This is a genomic window from Salinispora sp. CH2A1_6, from assembly GCF_056820975.1.
Genome location: NZ_JBXEDG010000016.1, coordinates 414,973 through 429,695, shown reverse-complemented (window position 1 = coordinate 429,695; position 14,723 = coordinate 414,973). Strand labels below are relative to the sequence as shown.

The following is a 14,723-nucleotide window of genomic DNA, read 5'->3' as shown; positions in this document are numbered from 1 at the left end:
TGGGCCTCGATGCACCGACAGGCCTTTTCAAGAACGGGGACACACGGGACACTGCCTTGCGCGGACGGCTCGCAAAGATCGGCGTAACGTGTGTCACTTAGCTGCGCCGTTTCTCCGGCGCGGTCGTTGGTGTGCGCATGACGTTGGCAAGCGGGTGCGGCCCGGTTGCCTACCGAACTTGATCCGCCGCCCATCCGGGCCCCGTCAGGGAGACGACTCGAATGACATCAACGGCAACGAGGCCGGGAGGGCCGGGTGCGCCTCCGCGTGCCGCCATCGCGGCGAGAACGTTGCGTACCGACCGCTGGTGGGTGCAGCCCGTCGGCATCGCCGCAATTCTGCTCTTCTTCATCGTCTACTCGACGATCCGCGTCTTCATGGCGAAGTGGTACTACGTGGAGGACTACCACTACCTCACGCCGCTGTACTCGCCGTGCCTGACCGACTCCTGCGTGCCCGGCTCGTCGCACTTCGGCACCCCGTTCGGCGAGTTCCCCTTCTTCCTCCCCCTCGGCATCGTCGCCTTCCCGATCGTCGCCGGGTTCCGGGTGACCTGCTACTACTACCGCAAGGCGGGCTACCGCTCGTTGTGGGCCTCCCCGCCGGCCTGCGCGGTGACCGAGCCGCACCAGAAGTACACCGGGGAGACGCGATTCCCGCTGTTCGTCATGAACTGGCACCGGTACTTCTTCTACCTGGCCTTCGTGGTCCTGCTGATCAACATCTACGACGCGATCCTCGCGTTCCGCGGACCGGACGGTGCCTTCGGGATCGGTCTGGGCACGCTGATCATCCTGGTCAACATCGTCGCTCTCGCCGGTTACACGCTCTCCTGCCACGCCTGTCGGCACGTGATGGGCGGACGACTGAAGCACTTCTCCCGGAACCCGGTGCGGTACCGCTTCTGGACATTGATCTCGAAGTTGAACGTCCGGCACGGCACGTTCGCCATGGTGTCGCTGTTCACGGTGCTCTTCACCGACTTCTACATCATGGCCGTCTCCGCCGGCTGGTTCACCGACCTGCGGTTCATCAACTAGAGGGCCCCGACATGACCACTACCACGCGAATCGAACGACACCACTACGACGTCGTCGTGATCGGAGCCGGCGGCGCCGGACTGCGAGCCGCGATCGAGGCCCGACTGGCCGGCAAGAAGACCGCGATCATCTCGAAGTCGCTCTTCGGCAAGGCGCACACGGTGATGGCTGAGGGCGGCGCCGCGGCCGCGATGGGGAACGTGAACAGCCGGGACAGCTGGCAGGTGCACTTCCGCGACACGATGCGCGGCGGCAAGTTCCTGAACAACTTCCGCATGGCCGAGCTGCACGCCAAGGAGTCGCCACAACGAATCTGGGAGCTGGAGACCTACGGCGCCCTCTTCGACCGGACGAAGGACGGGAGGATCTCCCAGCGCAACTTCGGCGGGCACGAGTACCCGCGCCTCGCGCACGTGGGCGACCGCACTGGCCTGGAGCTGATCCGCACCCTCCAGCAGAAGATCGTCTCCCTCCAGCAGGAAGATCGACACGAGCACGGCTCGTACGACGCCCGGATCCGGGTCTTCGCCGAGACCACCATCACCGAGCTGCTACTCGACGGGGACCGGGTCGCCGGCGCCTTCGGCTACTACCGGGAGTCGGGCGAGTTCGTTCTCTTCGAAGCGCCGGCCGTGGTGCTGGCCACCGGCGGGGTCGGCCGGTCGTACAAGGTCACCTCGAACTCCTGGGAGTACACCGGGGACGGCCACGCGCTGGCGCTGCGGGCCGGGGCGACGCTGATCAACATGGAGTTTCTCCAGTTCCACCCCACCGGCATGGTCTGGCCCCCCTCGGTGAAGGGAATCCTGGTCACCGAGTCGGTTCGCGGGGACGGCGGGATCCTGAAGAACTCCGAGGGCACGCGGTTCATGTTCGACTACGTGCCGGATGTGTTCCGGAAGCAGTACGCGGACAGTGCGGCCGAGGCGGACCGCTGGTACGAGGACCCGGACAACAACCGGCGTCCACCGGAGCTGCTGCCGCGCGACGAGGTGGCCCGGGCGATCAACAGCGAGGTCAAGGCGGGCCGGGGCACCCCGGCCGGCGGCGTCTACCTGGACATCGCCTCCCGGCTGCCGGCGGAGGAGATTCGCCGTCGCCTCCCGTCGATGTACCACCAGTTCAAGGAGCTGGCCGACGTCGACATCACCCGGGAGCCGATGGAGGTCGGGCCGACCTGTCACTACGTGATGGGTGGAGTGGAGGTCGACCCCGACTCCGGTGCAGCCTTCGGCCACGTCCGCGGGCTGTTCGCCGCGGGTGAGGTCTCCGGTGGCATGCACGGCTCCAACCGACTCGGCGGCAACTCCCTCTCCGACCTGCTGGTCTTCGGCAAGCGGGCGGGCGGGCACGCCGCCTCGTACGCTGACGGGCTGGCGTCTCGACCCCGGGTCCCGGTGCCGGCGGTGGAGACCGCGGTGGAGACGGCCCTGGCCCCGTTGCAGCGGGACACCGGCGAAAGCCCGTACGTCCTGCAGCAGGATCTCCAGGCGGTGATGGGCGATCTGGTCGGCATCATCCGGCGGGAGGGCGAGCTGGTTGACGCGCTGGCCCGACTCGGCGAGCTTCGCGAACGAGTGGCCAAGGTGAGCGCGGCGGGCGGCCGGCGCTACAACCCGGGCTGGCACCTCGCCCTGGATCTCCGCAACATGCTGGTGGTCTCCGAGTGCACCGCGAAGGCAGCGCTGGAGCGGCGGGAGTCGCGGGGCGGCCACACCCGGGAGGATCATCCGACGATGGACCCGGCCTGGCGGCGGGTCAACCAGGTCTGCTCCCTGGAAGGCGACATCGTGCACCTGGACCGCAAGCCGCTACCGCGGATGCGGCCGGAGCTTTTCGCCCTCTTCGACCGTGCGGAGTTGGCCAAGTACCTGACCGACGAGGAGCTGGCGGAGTTCGACGCCCTCACTAAGGAGGAGCGCTGAGGAATGGGAACCGAGAAGAGCCAGGCAGCCGGCGCACCGGCCACGAAGCGAGAGTTCCGCATCTGGCGGGGCGACGAGACCGGCGGCGACCTGAAGGAATACCTGGTCGAGGTGAAAGAGGGCGAGGTCGTCCTCGACATCATCCACCGACTGCAGAGCACCGAGGCGCCGGACCTCGCCTGCCGCTGGAACTGCAAGGCCGGCAAGTGCGGCTCCTGTTCGGTGGAGATCAACGGCAAACCGAAGCTGGCCTGCATGACCCGGATGTCGACCTTCACCGAGGACGAGCCGATCTCGGTCACGCCGCTACGGACGTTCCCGATTGTTCGGGACCTCGTCACCGATGTCTCGTTCAACTACGAGAAGGCCCGGGAGACACCGGCCTTCGCACCGCCTCCCGGTGTCACCCCGGGCGACTACCGGATGCAGCAGGTTGACGTCGAGCGCTCCCAGGAGTTCCGCAAGTGCATCGAGTGCTTCCTCTGTCAGACGGTCTGTCACGTGATCCGGGACCATGAGGAGAACAAGCCCGCCTTCTCCGGGCCGCGCTACTTCATTCGGGCGGCCGAGTTGGACATGCACCCGCTGGACGCGCGGGAGGACCGCAAGGAGTACGCGCAGGCCGAACAGGGTCTGGGCTACTGCAACATCACCAAGTGCTGCACCGAGGTCTGCCCCGAGCACATCAAGATCACTGACAACGGGATTATCCCCATGAAGGAGCGGGTAGTCGACCGGAAGTATGATCCTCTTGTTTGGCTTGGTAACAAGATCTTCCGGAGGGGTCAGGTGCCTCAGACCAGCGTGACCAGCGAGCACTCCCCGGGCGCCGTGCGCACCCCCGCGGCCGGCCCGCCCGAGTTCCACTCCCACGCGGGAGCCTCGCACGACCCGAAGGCCGAGGCGCAGGCGCAGGCGGGTGTCAACTGGCATCGCGAGGTGCCGAAGCCGACCGCCCCGACGCTTGACGAGTCCGGCAAGCTGCCGCTGACCGAGCTCACCTTCGACCGGCCCGCGGCACCATCGCCCTTCGGTGAGGACGTGAGCTTCCCGCTGCCGCCGGAGCACCTGAACTACGCCCACCCGGAGCAGGACAAACACTGAACACGTCAGCGACGATGACAGAGCCGGCGGCAAACTCCGCCGGCTCTGTCCGTTTTCGGGTCGGCCTTCCGGTTCTGTTGCGGGTCAACCGGCGGCCAGCAGCGGGCGGAGCGCGGCGACAATCGGGGCATCGGCGGGTAGCCAGGTGACGCTGTCCAACTCAGCGGCGGAGAGCCAACGCAGCGCCGAGTGCTCCAAGGCCTGCGGCTGGTCGCCCTGCAGCAGCCGGGCCAGATACACCTTCAGCACCGAGCGCCCATGGGCCATCCGCACGCTCCGGCCGACCCGCTCCCCAATCTCCACCCGGACAGCCAGCTCCTCGGCGCACTCACGCCGTAGCGCCGCGACCTCGCTCTCCCCCGGCTCCACCTTGCCGCCGGGGAACTCCCACCGGCCCGCCACCTCCGGCGGGGCAGACCGTGCGCAGGCCAGCACCCGACCGTTGCGGATGATTGCCGCGCCGACGATCACCTTCGGCTCGGGTCGCTCGACCCGACCGCCATCGCTTGCCTGTTCGGTTCGCACGAGCGTCCAGCGTGCCAGATCAATCGTCGGTTTGGGTACCGTGACTAACCCATCAGGCCAGGAAGACCCAGAAGTGTGGCCGTGGACACAGCTCCCACCAGGGGACAGACTAAGTCCACCAAAAAGACACGGAAAAGCGACGATTAGGCTACAAGACCGCAACGATGCCGGGAGGTGTGGTGGTACGCATGCCGTTCGGGCGGGGTAAGCACAACTATCTCAACGATGCGCTGACTCTGCTGCCCGGCTGGACCCGGGAGGGCGAAGGGATCCGACGGACGCTCCCCATCGACGACTCCCAGCACGCGGCCCTCACCGAGCGGGTGAAGGTGGTCGCGGACGCGCTGCACCTTCGCCCCGACATCAGTCGCCACGCCGACCAGACCGAGATACGAGTCGGTCACGAGACCGTGCCGCTGACCGAGGGCGAGGTCCTACTGGCCGCCCGCATCGAGGACGCGTACCGCGCCGTCACCGAGCCCTGAGACGACGCGGGTCACCAGCAGCCGACGAACCGTCACCACAGATCACTTTGTCAAGCTTCGATGTGCTTTCCACGCCTACGCTGAGGCCATGGCGAACGCGACATACGACCGCAAGGAGCAGCTGCAGCAGATCCAGAGCGGGCTGCTCGAGGGCGAGCAGATCATCGCCGTCTACGATGCCGTCGGCACCGGTACCGGCTTCATCGGCGTGACCGACCGGCGCGTGATCATCCAGGACCGCTCGTTCATCGGCAAACGCTACGCGATCACCAGCATCCCGTACGCGAAGATCACCAGCGTGAGCGTGGTCAGCAACAAGTCGTGGGGCGGCTCGTTCTTCTCCACCGGCGCCATCGCCATTCACGTCGGCACGCACACCTACGAGGTGGAGTTCCGCGGCTCCCAGAAGAGCCACCACGTGCACAACGTGATCCTGCACTACATCAGCTGACCCGCCCCGATCCGGGTACGGCGGTCCCTGGGGTGAGGTCAGGAGGCCGCCGCGGGCCTGCCGGTGGGATCGGCGCCGGTGGCACCGCGACCGGGACGCCGGGTCAGAATCTGCGGGCCCGTGGCGGTGATGGCGATCGTGTGTTCGGAGTGGGCGGTACGGGAGCCGTCGGCGGAGCGGATCGTCCAGCCGTCCTCGTCAAACTTGATCTCGTCGGTGGAGGCGCAGAACCAGGGTTCGATGGCGATGGTGAGACCGGGATGCAGCTTCAGTCCGCGACCGGCGCGGGCGTTGTTGGCCACGTGCGGGGCCTCGTGCATGGTGCGGCCGATGCCATGCCCACCGAACTCGCCGTTGACCTGGTAGCCGTAGGAGTGCGCGACCTGACCGATCGCGGCGGAGATGTCGCCGAGTCGGCCCCCCGGCTGGGCGGCGGCGATGCCGGCGTCGAGGGCGACCTCGGTGGCCTCGATCAGCTTCAGGTCAGCCGGGGCGGGGGCGCCCACGATGAGGGAGACCGCGGAGTCGGCGACCCAGCCCTCGATGCTGACCGCCATGTCGATGCTGAGCAGGTCACCGTCGCGGAGGAGATAGTCGTGCGGCAGGCCGTGCAGCACCGCGTCGTTGACCGACAGGCACAGGACGTTACGGAAGGGGCCACGGCCGAAAGAGGGAGCGTAGTCCCAGTAGCAGGACTCGGCACCGCGTTGCGCGATCCGACGGCGGGCATGGTGTTCAAGGTCCATCAGGTTGACGCCGACCGCGGCGACCTCACCCAGTTCGGCGAGCAGCTCACCGACGAACTGGCCGGTGACCGCCATCTGGCCGATCTCCGCGGCGGACTTCAGCTCGATCACGACGCCTCCCGGGCAGCGGTATTTTAATACCGTATTTTTATACCACCCCCGGGGGAGAACACCGGGAGCTATCCTGCCGACATGGTTCGCCAACCCCTGACCGCCGAACAGATCGCCGCGGGTCAGCGCCTCGGGGTCGCCCTCCGGGCCGCGCGGGCCGATCGCGGCCTCGTCGAGGTGGCCCTGGCGGCCGGCATCTCCCCCGAAACCCTGCGCAAGATCGAGTCGGGTCGCCTGCCCGCACCAGCGTTCGGCACCGTGGTCTGCCTCAGTCGCGCCCTCGACACCCCCCTAGCCGAGCTGGCTGACGCCTGGCTCGCCAGCCCGTCCATCCCGCAGGCATCCTGACCAACAGCGGCGCGGGCGGCCCCGGCCAACCAGCCCGGCGGCCACCTCCAAGCGCCGGAGCCCCCGGCCAAGCGCCGGAACTACTCCGTTGCGGCGGTCTCAAGGAGCACACAAGCCCCGCCACCGGCAACCCAGAGCACACTCCACGAAGGCTCATCCACCGGCGCCGCTCGAACCCGCGATCGGACCCTCGCCCGCCACGCGAACCTTCGAAGCTACCGCAACGGCCCAGGTTTCGGCGCGCAAAGCCGGACAGACTCCGCCTTCGGGTGACACGAGCCGTTTCGCAGAATTAAGGCTCAGAGTTTGCGAGACTGTGAACGATCATCAGATTTGGTCTGAAGTAGTCGCCCATTCGGTTGCGAATTCGTGATGCCCATCTGCGCATCATTCGAAGGAGGCTTCATGGCCCGCTTGATCCGATCCCTCTGTGCCTCCCTCTGCGCTGTGGTGATCTTACTTACCGTTCCCTCGTACACCACTGCGAGATCACCATCTTCCGGGGGTCCAGGAGGAGAGGCCGACAGTCAGGCAACCGACGTTTACGACGTGACGCGCCGTTATGTGACGAAGTTCTACCCTCGATGGTTCACACATCAGCAACAACTCATCCTGGTCCCCAACCTACTTTTCGGACCAGACCGGATGTCCCCACTATTTCGCTCCGTCGTAGCACCCAATGACGACACGCTGTACACCTCTGCGCTCGTCGGCGTACGGAACGAGCCAGCGGTCCTGGAAATTCCGGACACCATGGCAACTTACGGCGTACTCATCACAGACGTCTACGGGAACATCATCAAGACGGATATCTCGACAACCTCTGGCGGTCGCTACGCCCTTACCGGACCCGGCTGGAGCGGAACCCTTCCACCAGAATTGACCGAAATCCCGCTTCCGGTGACGAACCCGCTAATGATCATCCGAGTCAACAGATTCTCACCCGACGGGGAGAACCAGATCGCGCTGGCCGAAGAGTTCCGGCGATCCCTCCGCATGGGCCCCCTGCTGGCATACGAGCGGGGCGTACTGGCAGAGACCCTGATCGTCCCGGTGTCTTTCTGGGCTCGCTCGTTCAAGCTCGATGCGGACCGGATGATCAAAGATAACCCACTTCGCTTCCTGCGAGAACTCCAGCGGGGAGTGATGGATATCCGGACACCACCGCTCACCGGCGACAACAGGGCACTAGCGGAAGAGTTCGACCGGCTGTTTGCTACCGGGATGTTCGAGGACGAATTCGCGCGAGCGACCCAGGACGCGCAGGCCGACATCATATCGAACTATCTTGACAACACCGATCAGAACAACTGGATCAACTTCCGGAACATCGGCTTCTGGGGAACCAACTACCTCGACCGATCCTCGATTACCCAATTCTGCCAGTACTGCAATGACATCGAAAGTTCAGCATACTACGACGTCTTCAAAGACAGCAATGATCGACAACTTAACGGCGCCTCCGGTGGATATGTCCTCACGTTCGAAAGAGACCAGATCCCCCAGGCCCGCGAGTTTTGGTCCGTTACCTCCTACATATCCGAAACAATCACCCTGCATCGCAACCCGGAGGACAAGTACGTCGTAGCAGGCTATACGCCCGGGCTCGAGACCAACGAGGACGGCTCGATCAGCATCTACGCAACACCAACTCCGCCACCCGGAGTGAGTATCGCCAACTGGCTACCCGTACCCGATGGGCCCTTCAGCATGATGCTCCGCGTCTACGGCCCGGAGGGAAGCGTGGCCGAGGGAACGTACGTCCCACCGGCGGTCCGTGAAATCAATCAATCTGGACGGAACGGAGGCGGTCCCCGCGGGAAGGGTTGAGCCTCCCTCGTAGCGGCCACGCACCGCTCACCTCCACGAAGGGCCGTGTTGGGGGCGGGAACCGAGAAAGCGCCCTCCGGGCCGGACTGACGGGACCCTGTCGAGTTCGCGGCAGTCCACCGGGGGGCGTTTCTGGGATTCCGGCAGTGAAGATTCCGTCCTCGACCAGGCCAGCCGCCCGATCAGCCTCCGGACCGGCTCAACCCGCGCAGCGCTCGACGGGACACGAGGTCCGCCTGACGGGTCGCCTCAGGAATTCGATAACGCGGACACAAGCTCAGGGTTATGTCGCACGCCTGATCAAGACCAATTCGGTGGCCAACCGAAACGAAGACGGGCTTGACCCCATCCCGCGTACGTAGCGCACGCCCAAGCGTCTCCCCACCCTCCTCCAGCGGCGACCCGGCGCCACGGCGAAGGTCTGGGTACGCGAAATCGGCGGTGAAGGAGGTCTTGGCGACCCCGAACGTTGGCAGCCCAGTCAACACACCGAGATGACAGGCCAGGCCGAAGCGCCTCGGATGCGCGATGCCGTAGCCGTCACAGACCAACACCTCCGGCTCATCCGCCAACCCCTGGAGCGCCTCCAACAGAATCGGTGCCTCCCGAAACGCCAGCAGGCCAGGGACGTACGGAAACTTGACCTCCCCGACCACGGTCGCCACATCTGTCACCGCCAACGACTCCAGCTCGATCACCACAGCCGCCGCACATACCCGGTTTGTGGATTTCTCGTAGGACACATCGAGCCCCACCACCGACTCCGGGAAGGAGGTCAGTCGGGTCGACAGGTCAACCTGACGCCGAAGCTGTCGCTGAACTTGCTCAGCATCCTCTTCACTCCAGGGCACAGCTGAGGCTATCCAGGAACCGGGTGACGCTCGCGCGCGCCTGCCGACGAGTCGCCCACTCCACCTCGCCGCTCACCACTCCCCCTCCGCTGGCCAGTGGCCGCGATTAATCGGAATCTGATGTCGCGCACGGCACGGTAATTCTCCGCCACACCGGCAGGTCCACCGCCACCGTCGCCAGCACCAGACCGAACGATGCCGACGCGCCAGGGTCAGCGCGACCACCAAGACGTACGCGCCATAAGGGACCCGCCGCTCCACAGACATCAAACGCTCTGCCTGCTGCCTGTTGCCGACTGCTGATGCGCGCCTCGCGCCTGGTCCAACAGGCGCTGTCGCGCGGCTTCCTGTTCCATTTCCTGGATGCGCTGGCCGACTCCTGAGCCAGCCGGTGCCGACACGAGGTATCGACTGACAATTCGACGCAGAAAGCCAATTGCCACGGCCATAGGTCCGCCCCTCAATCCTGAAAGCGCGGAGGGACGTCTGCCCATGTATCTCGTTCCGCGCCCGGTGTGGTCAGGGTCCAGCGTCCCGCCGGGCACGTCATCGATCTAGTAGCTAAGTGTCCGCTAACCCGGTTTGCTGTCCGCTGGTAGTCGGCGTCCCGGGGCGTACTCCACGCACAGGTCACGCAAGGTCGCGGCCTCCGGTGCCCCCGACTGTTCCACCTTTGTCAACAGTTCCGCAGCTCGCCACCAGTTCGACGGCACCACCCGCCCGGACGCCACAGCCTGCACCCCCAGAGCGACCGCCTCGTCGGGCTGACCGGCGGCGACCAGGGCAAGGCCAAGATCGAGACGAGCTGACGCGGACCGGCGAGGCCGCGCTCCCCCAGTTCCGTGCGGGTCCAAATCAGCCAGCACCGCCCGTGCTACCTGCTCGGCACCGGGGTCCCCCGCCCACGCCAACGTCGTGGCCGTATAGGCGGCAGCCTTGGCCGGGTCGTAACGATAGTGGTGCTCGGCCCGCTCCGGAACGGGCAGATTCGCCGTCAACCGCTCCACCCGGTCCAACGCTCGACGGGTCGCACCGACCTCGCCCATCCGTGCCCACGCGCGCGCCTCCTGAGCGGTCGCCTGGATGCGAGCAGAGCTGCCCTTCGGGGCAACCCGCTGAGCTTGATTGGAAAGATCGAGCGCCCTCCGGTAGTCACCTTGAGTCAGCACGTCCCAGGCCCGGGTTTCCAGGCACCATGCCTGAATCTCACCGTGCTCGGCATGTTCGGCAAGGTCCCGCGCAGCTCGCAGGTGGGCAGCCGCAGCGACCCGCTGCCGAAGGTCAATGTGAACGGTCGCCCGCAGCACCGCCAACCAGGCACCAGCAACCAACAACCGCCGTTGTTGAGCAAGCGTGACCCGTCCATCCAGTAGCCGCCGCACAACGGCGAGGTGCCGCCGTACCAGCGGCAACAGGTCTACCGGAGCCAACGTCGGATAGGAACTGGCCAGGTCGTCAACGCCCTGCTCGATCCGGTCGAGCACCTCTCCACTCACATCACTGGCGGCGACTCTCGCCCGGAGTTCGCCGGCCTCCGCCGCATGGTCGATCGGCGCGTCAACCAGGCGAGCCAGCACGCCTCCCGCGCCGAGAATCCGGTCCAGGTGGCGCGCCGTGTCGAGTGTCGGAGCCTTGACTCCTGCCTCCAGCTCCTGCAGGTGGCTCTTACTCCGATGAGCGAGCTGCCCGAGGGATCGAAACGACAGCCCACGCCGCTCCCGGAACTCACGCAGTGCTACCCCGAAGCGCGGATCGACGGACGAGGCCATAACGCCACTCCAAGCTCAACAGGCCCGGCGCGAAGTCACCCAGCCGGCCATCACGTTGACGGTACCGCCTACGTCGTGCATCGGTACCCTCAACACGTCACCGGCCGCATCGATGCCACCCTCCACCCCGATGCTGTCCCCTACAGCTCCCCGCGGGCCGCACGCCGAGTGGGTTACCGAGGGCCGCGACGCAGATCAGTCACCTCGGCGGACGGGGTGAAGCCGGCCGAGGCGTAGGTGGCCATAGCACCGGCGTTGGAGCTCTGCACGCACACGCCCGCGCTGGAGGCACCCAGGTCGCGAAGGGTCGCGGCGGCGGCGAGCGTGACCGCGGTGCCGTAGCCACGGCCACGATGACCATGGTGGACGCCGATCGGTTCCAGCAGTCCCGGCCGCCCGGGACCGGCTGACCACACGGCCGCCACCACCACGGCATCGTCGTTCTCGTCGAATAGGGCGAGGCTGCGTGCGTCACCGTAGAACGGGCCACCAGCCATCGTGAGCCAACGCCCGACCGTACGGCGTCGGTCGGCATCAGTGCGGACCGAGCCACGGAACGCGGACCAGTGAACGGCGACCCACACCTCGGCGCGATCGGGCTCGATCGTCTCGACGCGCAGACCGCGCTCCTCCACCGGATCCGAGAGGGTTCGATGGAACGTTGTCCATGGCTCGTCCCGTTCCCAACCCCGCTCCAGCAGCAGCTGGGTCAGGAGCTCCGCACCCCGGGCTTCAACGGTCACGCCGCCGTCGCCGGCAGGACACCACCTGTCGGGTCGTTCAGATCGGCGGTGAGCCGGCGGGCCAGTGCCGCATCCTCGCACCGGTGCGGAGCGACCGCCAGGCGCACCAGCCCCGGGCCGTCCAGCAGTCCGATCGCGAGAACCTCCCCGTCGCACGGCCACGCCCGAGTTGCAGCGGCGGTAGCCTCGGCCCGTTTTGCGAGTGCCAGCCGAGATCGCCGGAGTGCAACTGCAGTGCTCCCTCGTCGAGCTGCCACCGTGTGAGCGCCTCGGCCGCTGATGACAGCTCGTCGACCTTCGGAGTGCTCAGAATGATGCTCATCGACGCACCCAACCCGCGGAGCGGCCTGGCACCAGCGAATGTGGCCGGCAGCCGCTCGGTGGGACCGGTGGCCGGTGGGGCGGACCCACCGGCCACCGGACCGCGGTCAGTCGCGCCGCTCCCCCACCCGGTACGTGACCAGGTTCGGGTCGGCGTGGAGCTGGCGCTGCGTGAATTTGATGGTGTCCCAACCCTTCTCCGAGTACAGCCGGGTTTGATCGGCGTACCAGGGGGAGTTCGGATTGGCCGACTGCGAGTAGGTGAGGATCTGCCGGCCCGACGGCCCGTCCCTACCCAGCTCGACGGCCATCAGGAACGAGGTGCCGTGGACAATCTTGGAATAGCCGACGCCGGGCTCAAACGCACTGTGGATCAGGTTGAAGACGCCCGCATCGTGGTGGCCACCGTGGATCGGAATCTGTTCGGCCCCCCGCGGCTCGGTCTGGATGTCGCCGAGCCGGGCGTCGAGCGGGATGCCGTCCAGCTTCTGGACGGCGTCCGCGAGCGCGGTCCGCACCTCCGGGTCGTTGACGGCAAGCCGGCTCGGCGTAGCCAGCGGGGCGGCCGGGTCGAACGGGTCGGCGAAGCGCAGGCCCTTGGCCAGGGCGAACTCGGTGAACAGGTGTGCGCCCCGGCTGCCCAGATCAACCCGAAGATCCCAACCACGCAGGGCGGCGCAGGCTGCGGTCAGGTCGACCGTGGCGCCGTCGGAGGTGGTCGCCGTCGGCTCCGCCTCGCAACTCCGAACCAGGTCGTCGCGGACCAGTTCACCACCGTAGACCCGGTTGCCGAGGGCCACATCCCACAGGTTGCTGGTGGTGAAGCCCCTCCCGGGCAGTCCATCGGTGCCGGTGCGGCGCTGCTGCACCTGGTGCACGCCGAGCCGGGTCCGCAGGCTGCGCTGGGTCTGCTCGTCGCCGACGATGCGCGGGTAGCCCTCCAACGGATGCTCCGGATTGGCCAGCCAGTAGCTGTCGTTGGAGTTGGTCACGTAGTCACTGCGGACCAGGGTGGGCAGGTTGGCCGGGCCGAGGATGCCGGGCACCGCCGCGTCCGGATCCCGACCCAACTCGCACGCGGAGCGGGAACCGTCGAGAACCACCTCGCCCTTGCTCTCGTACCAGTCCTGGAAGGGGGCCGGAATGCAGGCGGCGGCCAGCGACTCGGTCACCCGGGGCACGACGGAGTGGTCGGCGTAGAGGGCCCGGCCGCGACGGTCAACGGCGATGACGTTGACCCAGGGCAGGAACTGCCGCTCGTCCAACACCGTCCGCAGCTCGCCCACCGACCCGGCCTGTCCCATGGCCAGCCAGCCGTCGAGCGCGCGGTTGTTGGTGGCGTTGGCGTCAGTGATCGCGTACGCCGTGGTGGTGGTCCAGTCGAGCGCACCGGGCACCACGACGACCGGGCCGAAGTGGGTGTCGTAGAGGGTCCGGCTGACCGGCCCCTCGGGAGTCTGGACGGTGACCGTACGGGCGGTCATCTTCCGGGGCTCGCCGTCGTAGCGGTAGCTGGTCGGGTCACCGGGCACCAGTTCCAGCCGGTGCCAGACATATCTCTTCGCGACGGAGACGGTGTGGCTCCAGGCGACCTGGCCATTGTGGCCGATCTGGATGGTTGGCCCGCCGACCAGTGCCGCGCCCTCGACGTTGTAGCGGCCCGGCACCTTGAGATGCATCCGGTAGAAGCGGTCGGCGCCGTCCCACGGAAAGTGCGGGTTGGCCAGCAGCATGCCGGCACCGCTGGTGGTGGCGTCCCGCCCCAAGCCGTACGCGTTGCTGCCCAACCCGGTCGCCGTACCGTCCGAGCCGGCGACCGCTGCCGTCTGCGGGGCACTCGCCGACACGCTGTTCCCGCTGGCGGTGGGGGGCGCAGTGGCGACGATAAGGTCGGCGAGCAGGCCAGAGCTGACCAGGACCACGTCGGCCCACTGCGCCCGCCACATGTCCAGTTCGCTGATCGGGCGTACCCATTCCTTCCCGGCACAGGCCGGGTCGGTGATCGCCTTCCCGTCCCGGAGGTACGCGTTGTAGCCGGCGGCGAAGCCGCGGATCTGATCGCGCACCTGGGTGGAGGGCGCACGAACGCCGTCGTGGGGACCATCGAGCAACTTCTCGGCGGCCTGGTCGTCGATGGCCTTCTGATGGAAGAGGTCGCTGCTGACGTTGCTGGCGTCCGCGCCGAACCAGCGGGACCGTTCGGCGCGGACCGTCACCATCCGCTCGGCGATCAGGCAGATGTTGTCCTCGGCTTGCACGTAGCCGGCACCGAAGCCGAGGCTGGCGAAATCACGGGCGGTGATGTGCGGCACGCCGTACGACGCGCGCTGGATCAGGGCCGCGTAGCCGTCGCCGTACGCGACAGCGGTACCGCCGGTAGCGGTGAGGCCGGCGGCGGCCAGTCCGACGACGGTAGCTGCGGCGGCGAGCCGACGTCGGATCATCGGTGGGCTCTCTTCACGGTGCGTCCTCCT

The 14,723-nt window shown here is 67.0% G+C and carries 13 protein-coding genes; 7 read left to right on the top strand and 6 right to left on the bottom strand.

Going from position 1 to position 14,723, the window contains the following annotated elements; translation table 11 throughout:
* Window positions 1-221 precede the first annotated feature (221 nt).
* From AC1UKG_RS23040 to AC1UKG_RS23030, 3 genes are read left to right on the top strand one after another with little or no spacing between them, the layout of a single operon-like run.
* Window positions 222-1,040, top strand: coding sequence for a hypothetical protein (locus AC1UKG_RS23040; RefSeq protein ID WP_033662826.1), 819 nt, complete (start codon window positions 222-224; stop codon window positions 1,038-1,040).
* 11 nt (window positions 1,041-1,051) lie between these two features.
* Window positions 1,052-2,965, top strand: a complete 1,914-nt coding sequence (locus AC1UKG_RS23035; RefSeq protein ID WP_018744162.1) for a fumarate reductase/succinate dehydrogenase flavoprotein subunit — start codon at window positions 1,052-1,054, stop codon at window positions 2,963-2,965.
* 3 nt (window positions 2,966-2,968) lie between these two features.
* On the top strand, window positions 2,969-4,069 hold the full coding sequence (locus AC1UKG_RS23030) for a succinate dehydrogenase/fumarate reductase iron-sulfur subunit (protein WP_018744163.1): 1,101 nt from the start codon (window positions 2,969-2,971) through the stop codon (window positions 4,067-4,069).
* Window positions 4,070-4,153: 84 nt separating this feature from the next.
* Here AC1UKG_RS23030 and AC1UKG_RS23025 read toward each other — a convergent pair whose 3' ends face one another.
* Window positions 4,154-4,594 (bottom strand): (deoxy)nucleoside triphosphate pyrophosphohydrolase, encoded by a 441-nt coding sequence (locus AC1UKG_RS23025; RefSeq protein ID WP_018744164.1) that lies wholly within the window; start codon window positions 4,592-4,594, stop codon window positions 4,154-4,156.
* 188 nt (window positions 4,595-4,782) lie between these two features.
* Between AC1UKG_RS23025 and AC1UKG_RS23020 the strand changes: the two genes are divergently transcribed.
* Together AC1UKG_RS23020 and AC1UKG_RS23015 are read left to right on the top strand one after the other, a co-directional pair.
* Window positions 4,783-5,079: a 4a-hydroxytetrahydrobiopterin dehydratase gene (locus AC1UKG_RS23020; RefSeq protein WP_033662827.1), complete on the top strand. Its 297-nt coding sequence runs from the start codon at window positions 4,783-4,785 to the stop codon at window positions 5,077-5,079.
* Window positions 5,080-5,167: 88 nt separating this feature from the next.
* Complete coding sequence (locus AC1UKG_RS23015) at window positions 5,168-5,530, top strand: PH domain-containing protein (RefSeq protein WP_018222714.1); 363 nt, start codon at window positions 5,168-5,170, stop codon at window positions 5,528-5,530.
* A gap of 38 nt (window positions 5,531-5,568) precedes the next feature.
* Here AC1UKG_RS23015 and map read toward each other — a convergent pair whose 3' ends face one another.
* The gene (gene map / locus AC1UKG_RS23010; RefSeq protein WP_482643032.1) at window positions 5,569-6,387 is read right to left on the bottom strand and encodes a type I methionyl aminopeptidase; all 819 of its coding nucleotides are present in this window, start codon (window positions 6,385-6,387) and stop codon (window positions 5,569-5,571) included.
* A gap of 81 nt (window positions 6,388-6,468) precedes the next feature.
* Between map and AC1UKG_RS23005 the strand changes: the two genes are divergently transcribed.
* Both AC1UKG_RS23005 and AC1UKG_RS23000 read left to right on the top strand, forming a co-directional pair.
* Window positions 6,469-6,735: a helix-turn-helix domain-containing protein gene (locus tag AC1UKG_RS23005; RefSeq protein WP_018813989.1), complete on the top strand. Its 267-nt coding sequence runs from the start codon at window positions 6,469-6,471 to the stop codon at window positions 6,733-6,735.
* 564 nt (window positions 6,736-7,299) lie between these two features.
* Window positions 7,300-8,565, top strand: a complete 1,266-nt coding sequence (locus AC1UKG_RS23000) for a DUF1214 domain-containing protein (protein WP_482643159.1) — start codon at window positions 7,300-7,302, stop codon at window positions 8,563-8,565.
* A 182-nt stretch (window positions 8,566-8,747) separates the two neighbouring features.
* Here AC1UKG_RS23000 and AC1UKG_RS22995 read toward each other — a convergent pair whose 3' ends face one another.
* The 4 genes from AC1UKG_RS22995 to AC1UKG_RS22980 form a co-directional block, all read right to left on the bottom strand.
* The gene (locus AC1UKG_RS22995; protein ID WP_482643033.1) at window positions 8,748-9,416 is read right to left on the bottom strand and encodes an endonuclease V; all 669 of its coding nucleotides are present in this window, start codon (window positions 9,414-9,416) and stop codon (window positions 8,748-8,750) included.
* A gap of 572 nt (window positions 9,417-9,988) precedes the next feature.
* Entirely contained in the window at window positions 9,989-11,185 is a 1,197-nt protein-coding gene (locus AC1UKG_RS22990) for a helix-turn-helix domain-containing protein (protein WP_482643034.1), read from the bottom strand.
* A gap of 173 nt (window positions 11,186-11,358) precedes the next feature.
* Window positions 11,359-11,928: a GNAT family N-acetyltransferase gene (locus AC1UKG_RS22985; protein WP_482643035.1), complete on the bottom strand. Its 570-nt coding sequence runs from the start codon at window positions 11,926-11,928 to the stop codon at window positions 11,359-11,361.
* 428 nt (window positions 11,929-12,356) lie between these two features.
* A complete protein-coding gene (locus AC1UKG_RS22980) occupies window positions 12,357-14,693 on the bottom strand; it encodes an acylase (protein ID WP_482643036.1) in 2,337 nt (778 codons plus the stop codon).
* Window positions 14,694-14,723: the final 30 nt, after the last annotated feature.

What these genes read in the sequence shown, in the direction of transcription:
- AC1UKG_RS23030 (WP_018744163.1), top strand. Translation starts at nt 2,969, where the DNA reads ATGGGAACCGAGAAGAGCCAGGCAGCCGGCGCACCGGCCACGAAGCGA.
- AC1UKG_RS23035 (WP_018744162.1), top strand. Translation starts at nt 1,052, where the DNA reads ATGACCACTACCACGCGAATCGAACGACACCACTACGACGTCGTCGTG.
- AC1UKG_RS23005 (WP_018813989.1), top strand. Translation starts at nt 6,469, where the DNA reads ATGGTTCGCCAACCCCTGACCGCCGAACAGATCGCCGCGGGTCAGCGC.
- AC1UKG_RS22990 (WP_482643034.1), bottom strand. Translation starts at nt 11,185, where the DNA reads ATGGCCTCGTCCGTCGATCCGCGCTTCGGGGTAGCACTGCGTGAGTTC.
- AC1UKG_RS23020 (WP_033662827.1), top strand. Translation starts at nt 4,783, where the DNA reads ATGCCGTTCGGGCGGGGTAAGCACAACTATCTCAACGATGCGCTGACT.
- AC1UKG_RS23015 (WP_018222714.1), top strand. Translation starts at nt 5,168, where the DNA reads ATGGCGAACGCGACATACGACCGCAAGGAGCAGCTGCAGCAGATCCAG.
- AC1UKG_RS23040 (WP_033662826.1), top strand. Translation starts at nt 222, where the DNA reads ATGACATCAACGGCAACGAGGCCGGGAGGGCCGGGTGCGCCTCCGCGT.
- AC1UKG_RS22980 (WP_482643036.1), bottom strand. Translation starts at nt 14,693, where the DNA reads ATGATCCGACGTCGGCTCGCCGCCGCAGCTACCGTCGTCGGACTGGCC.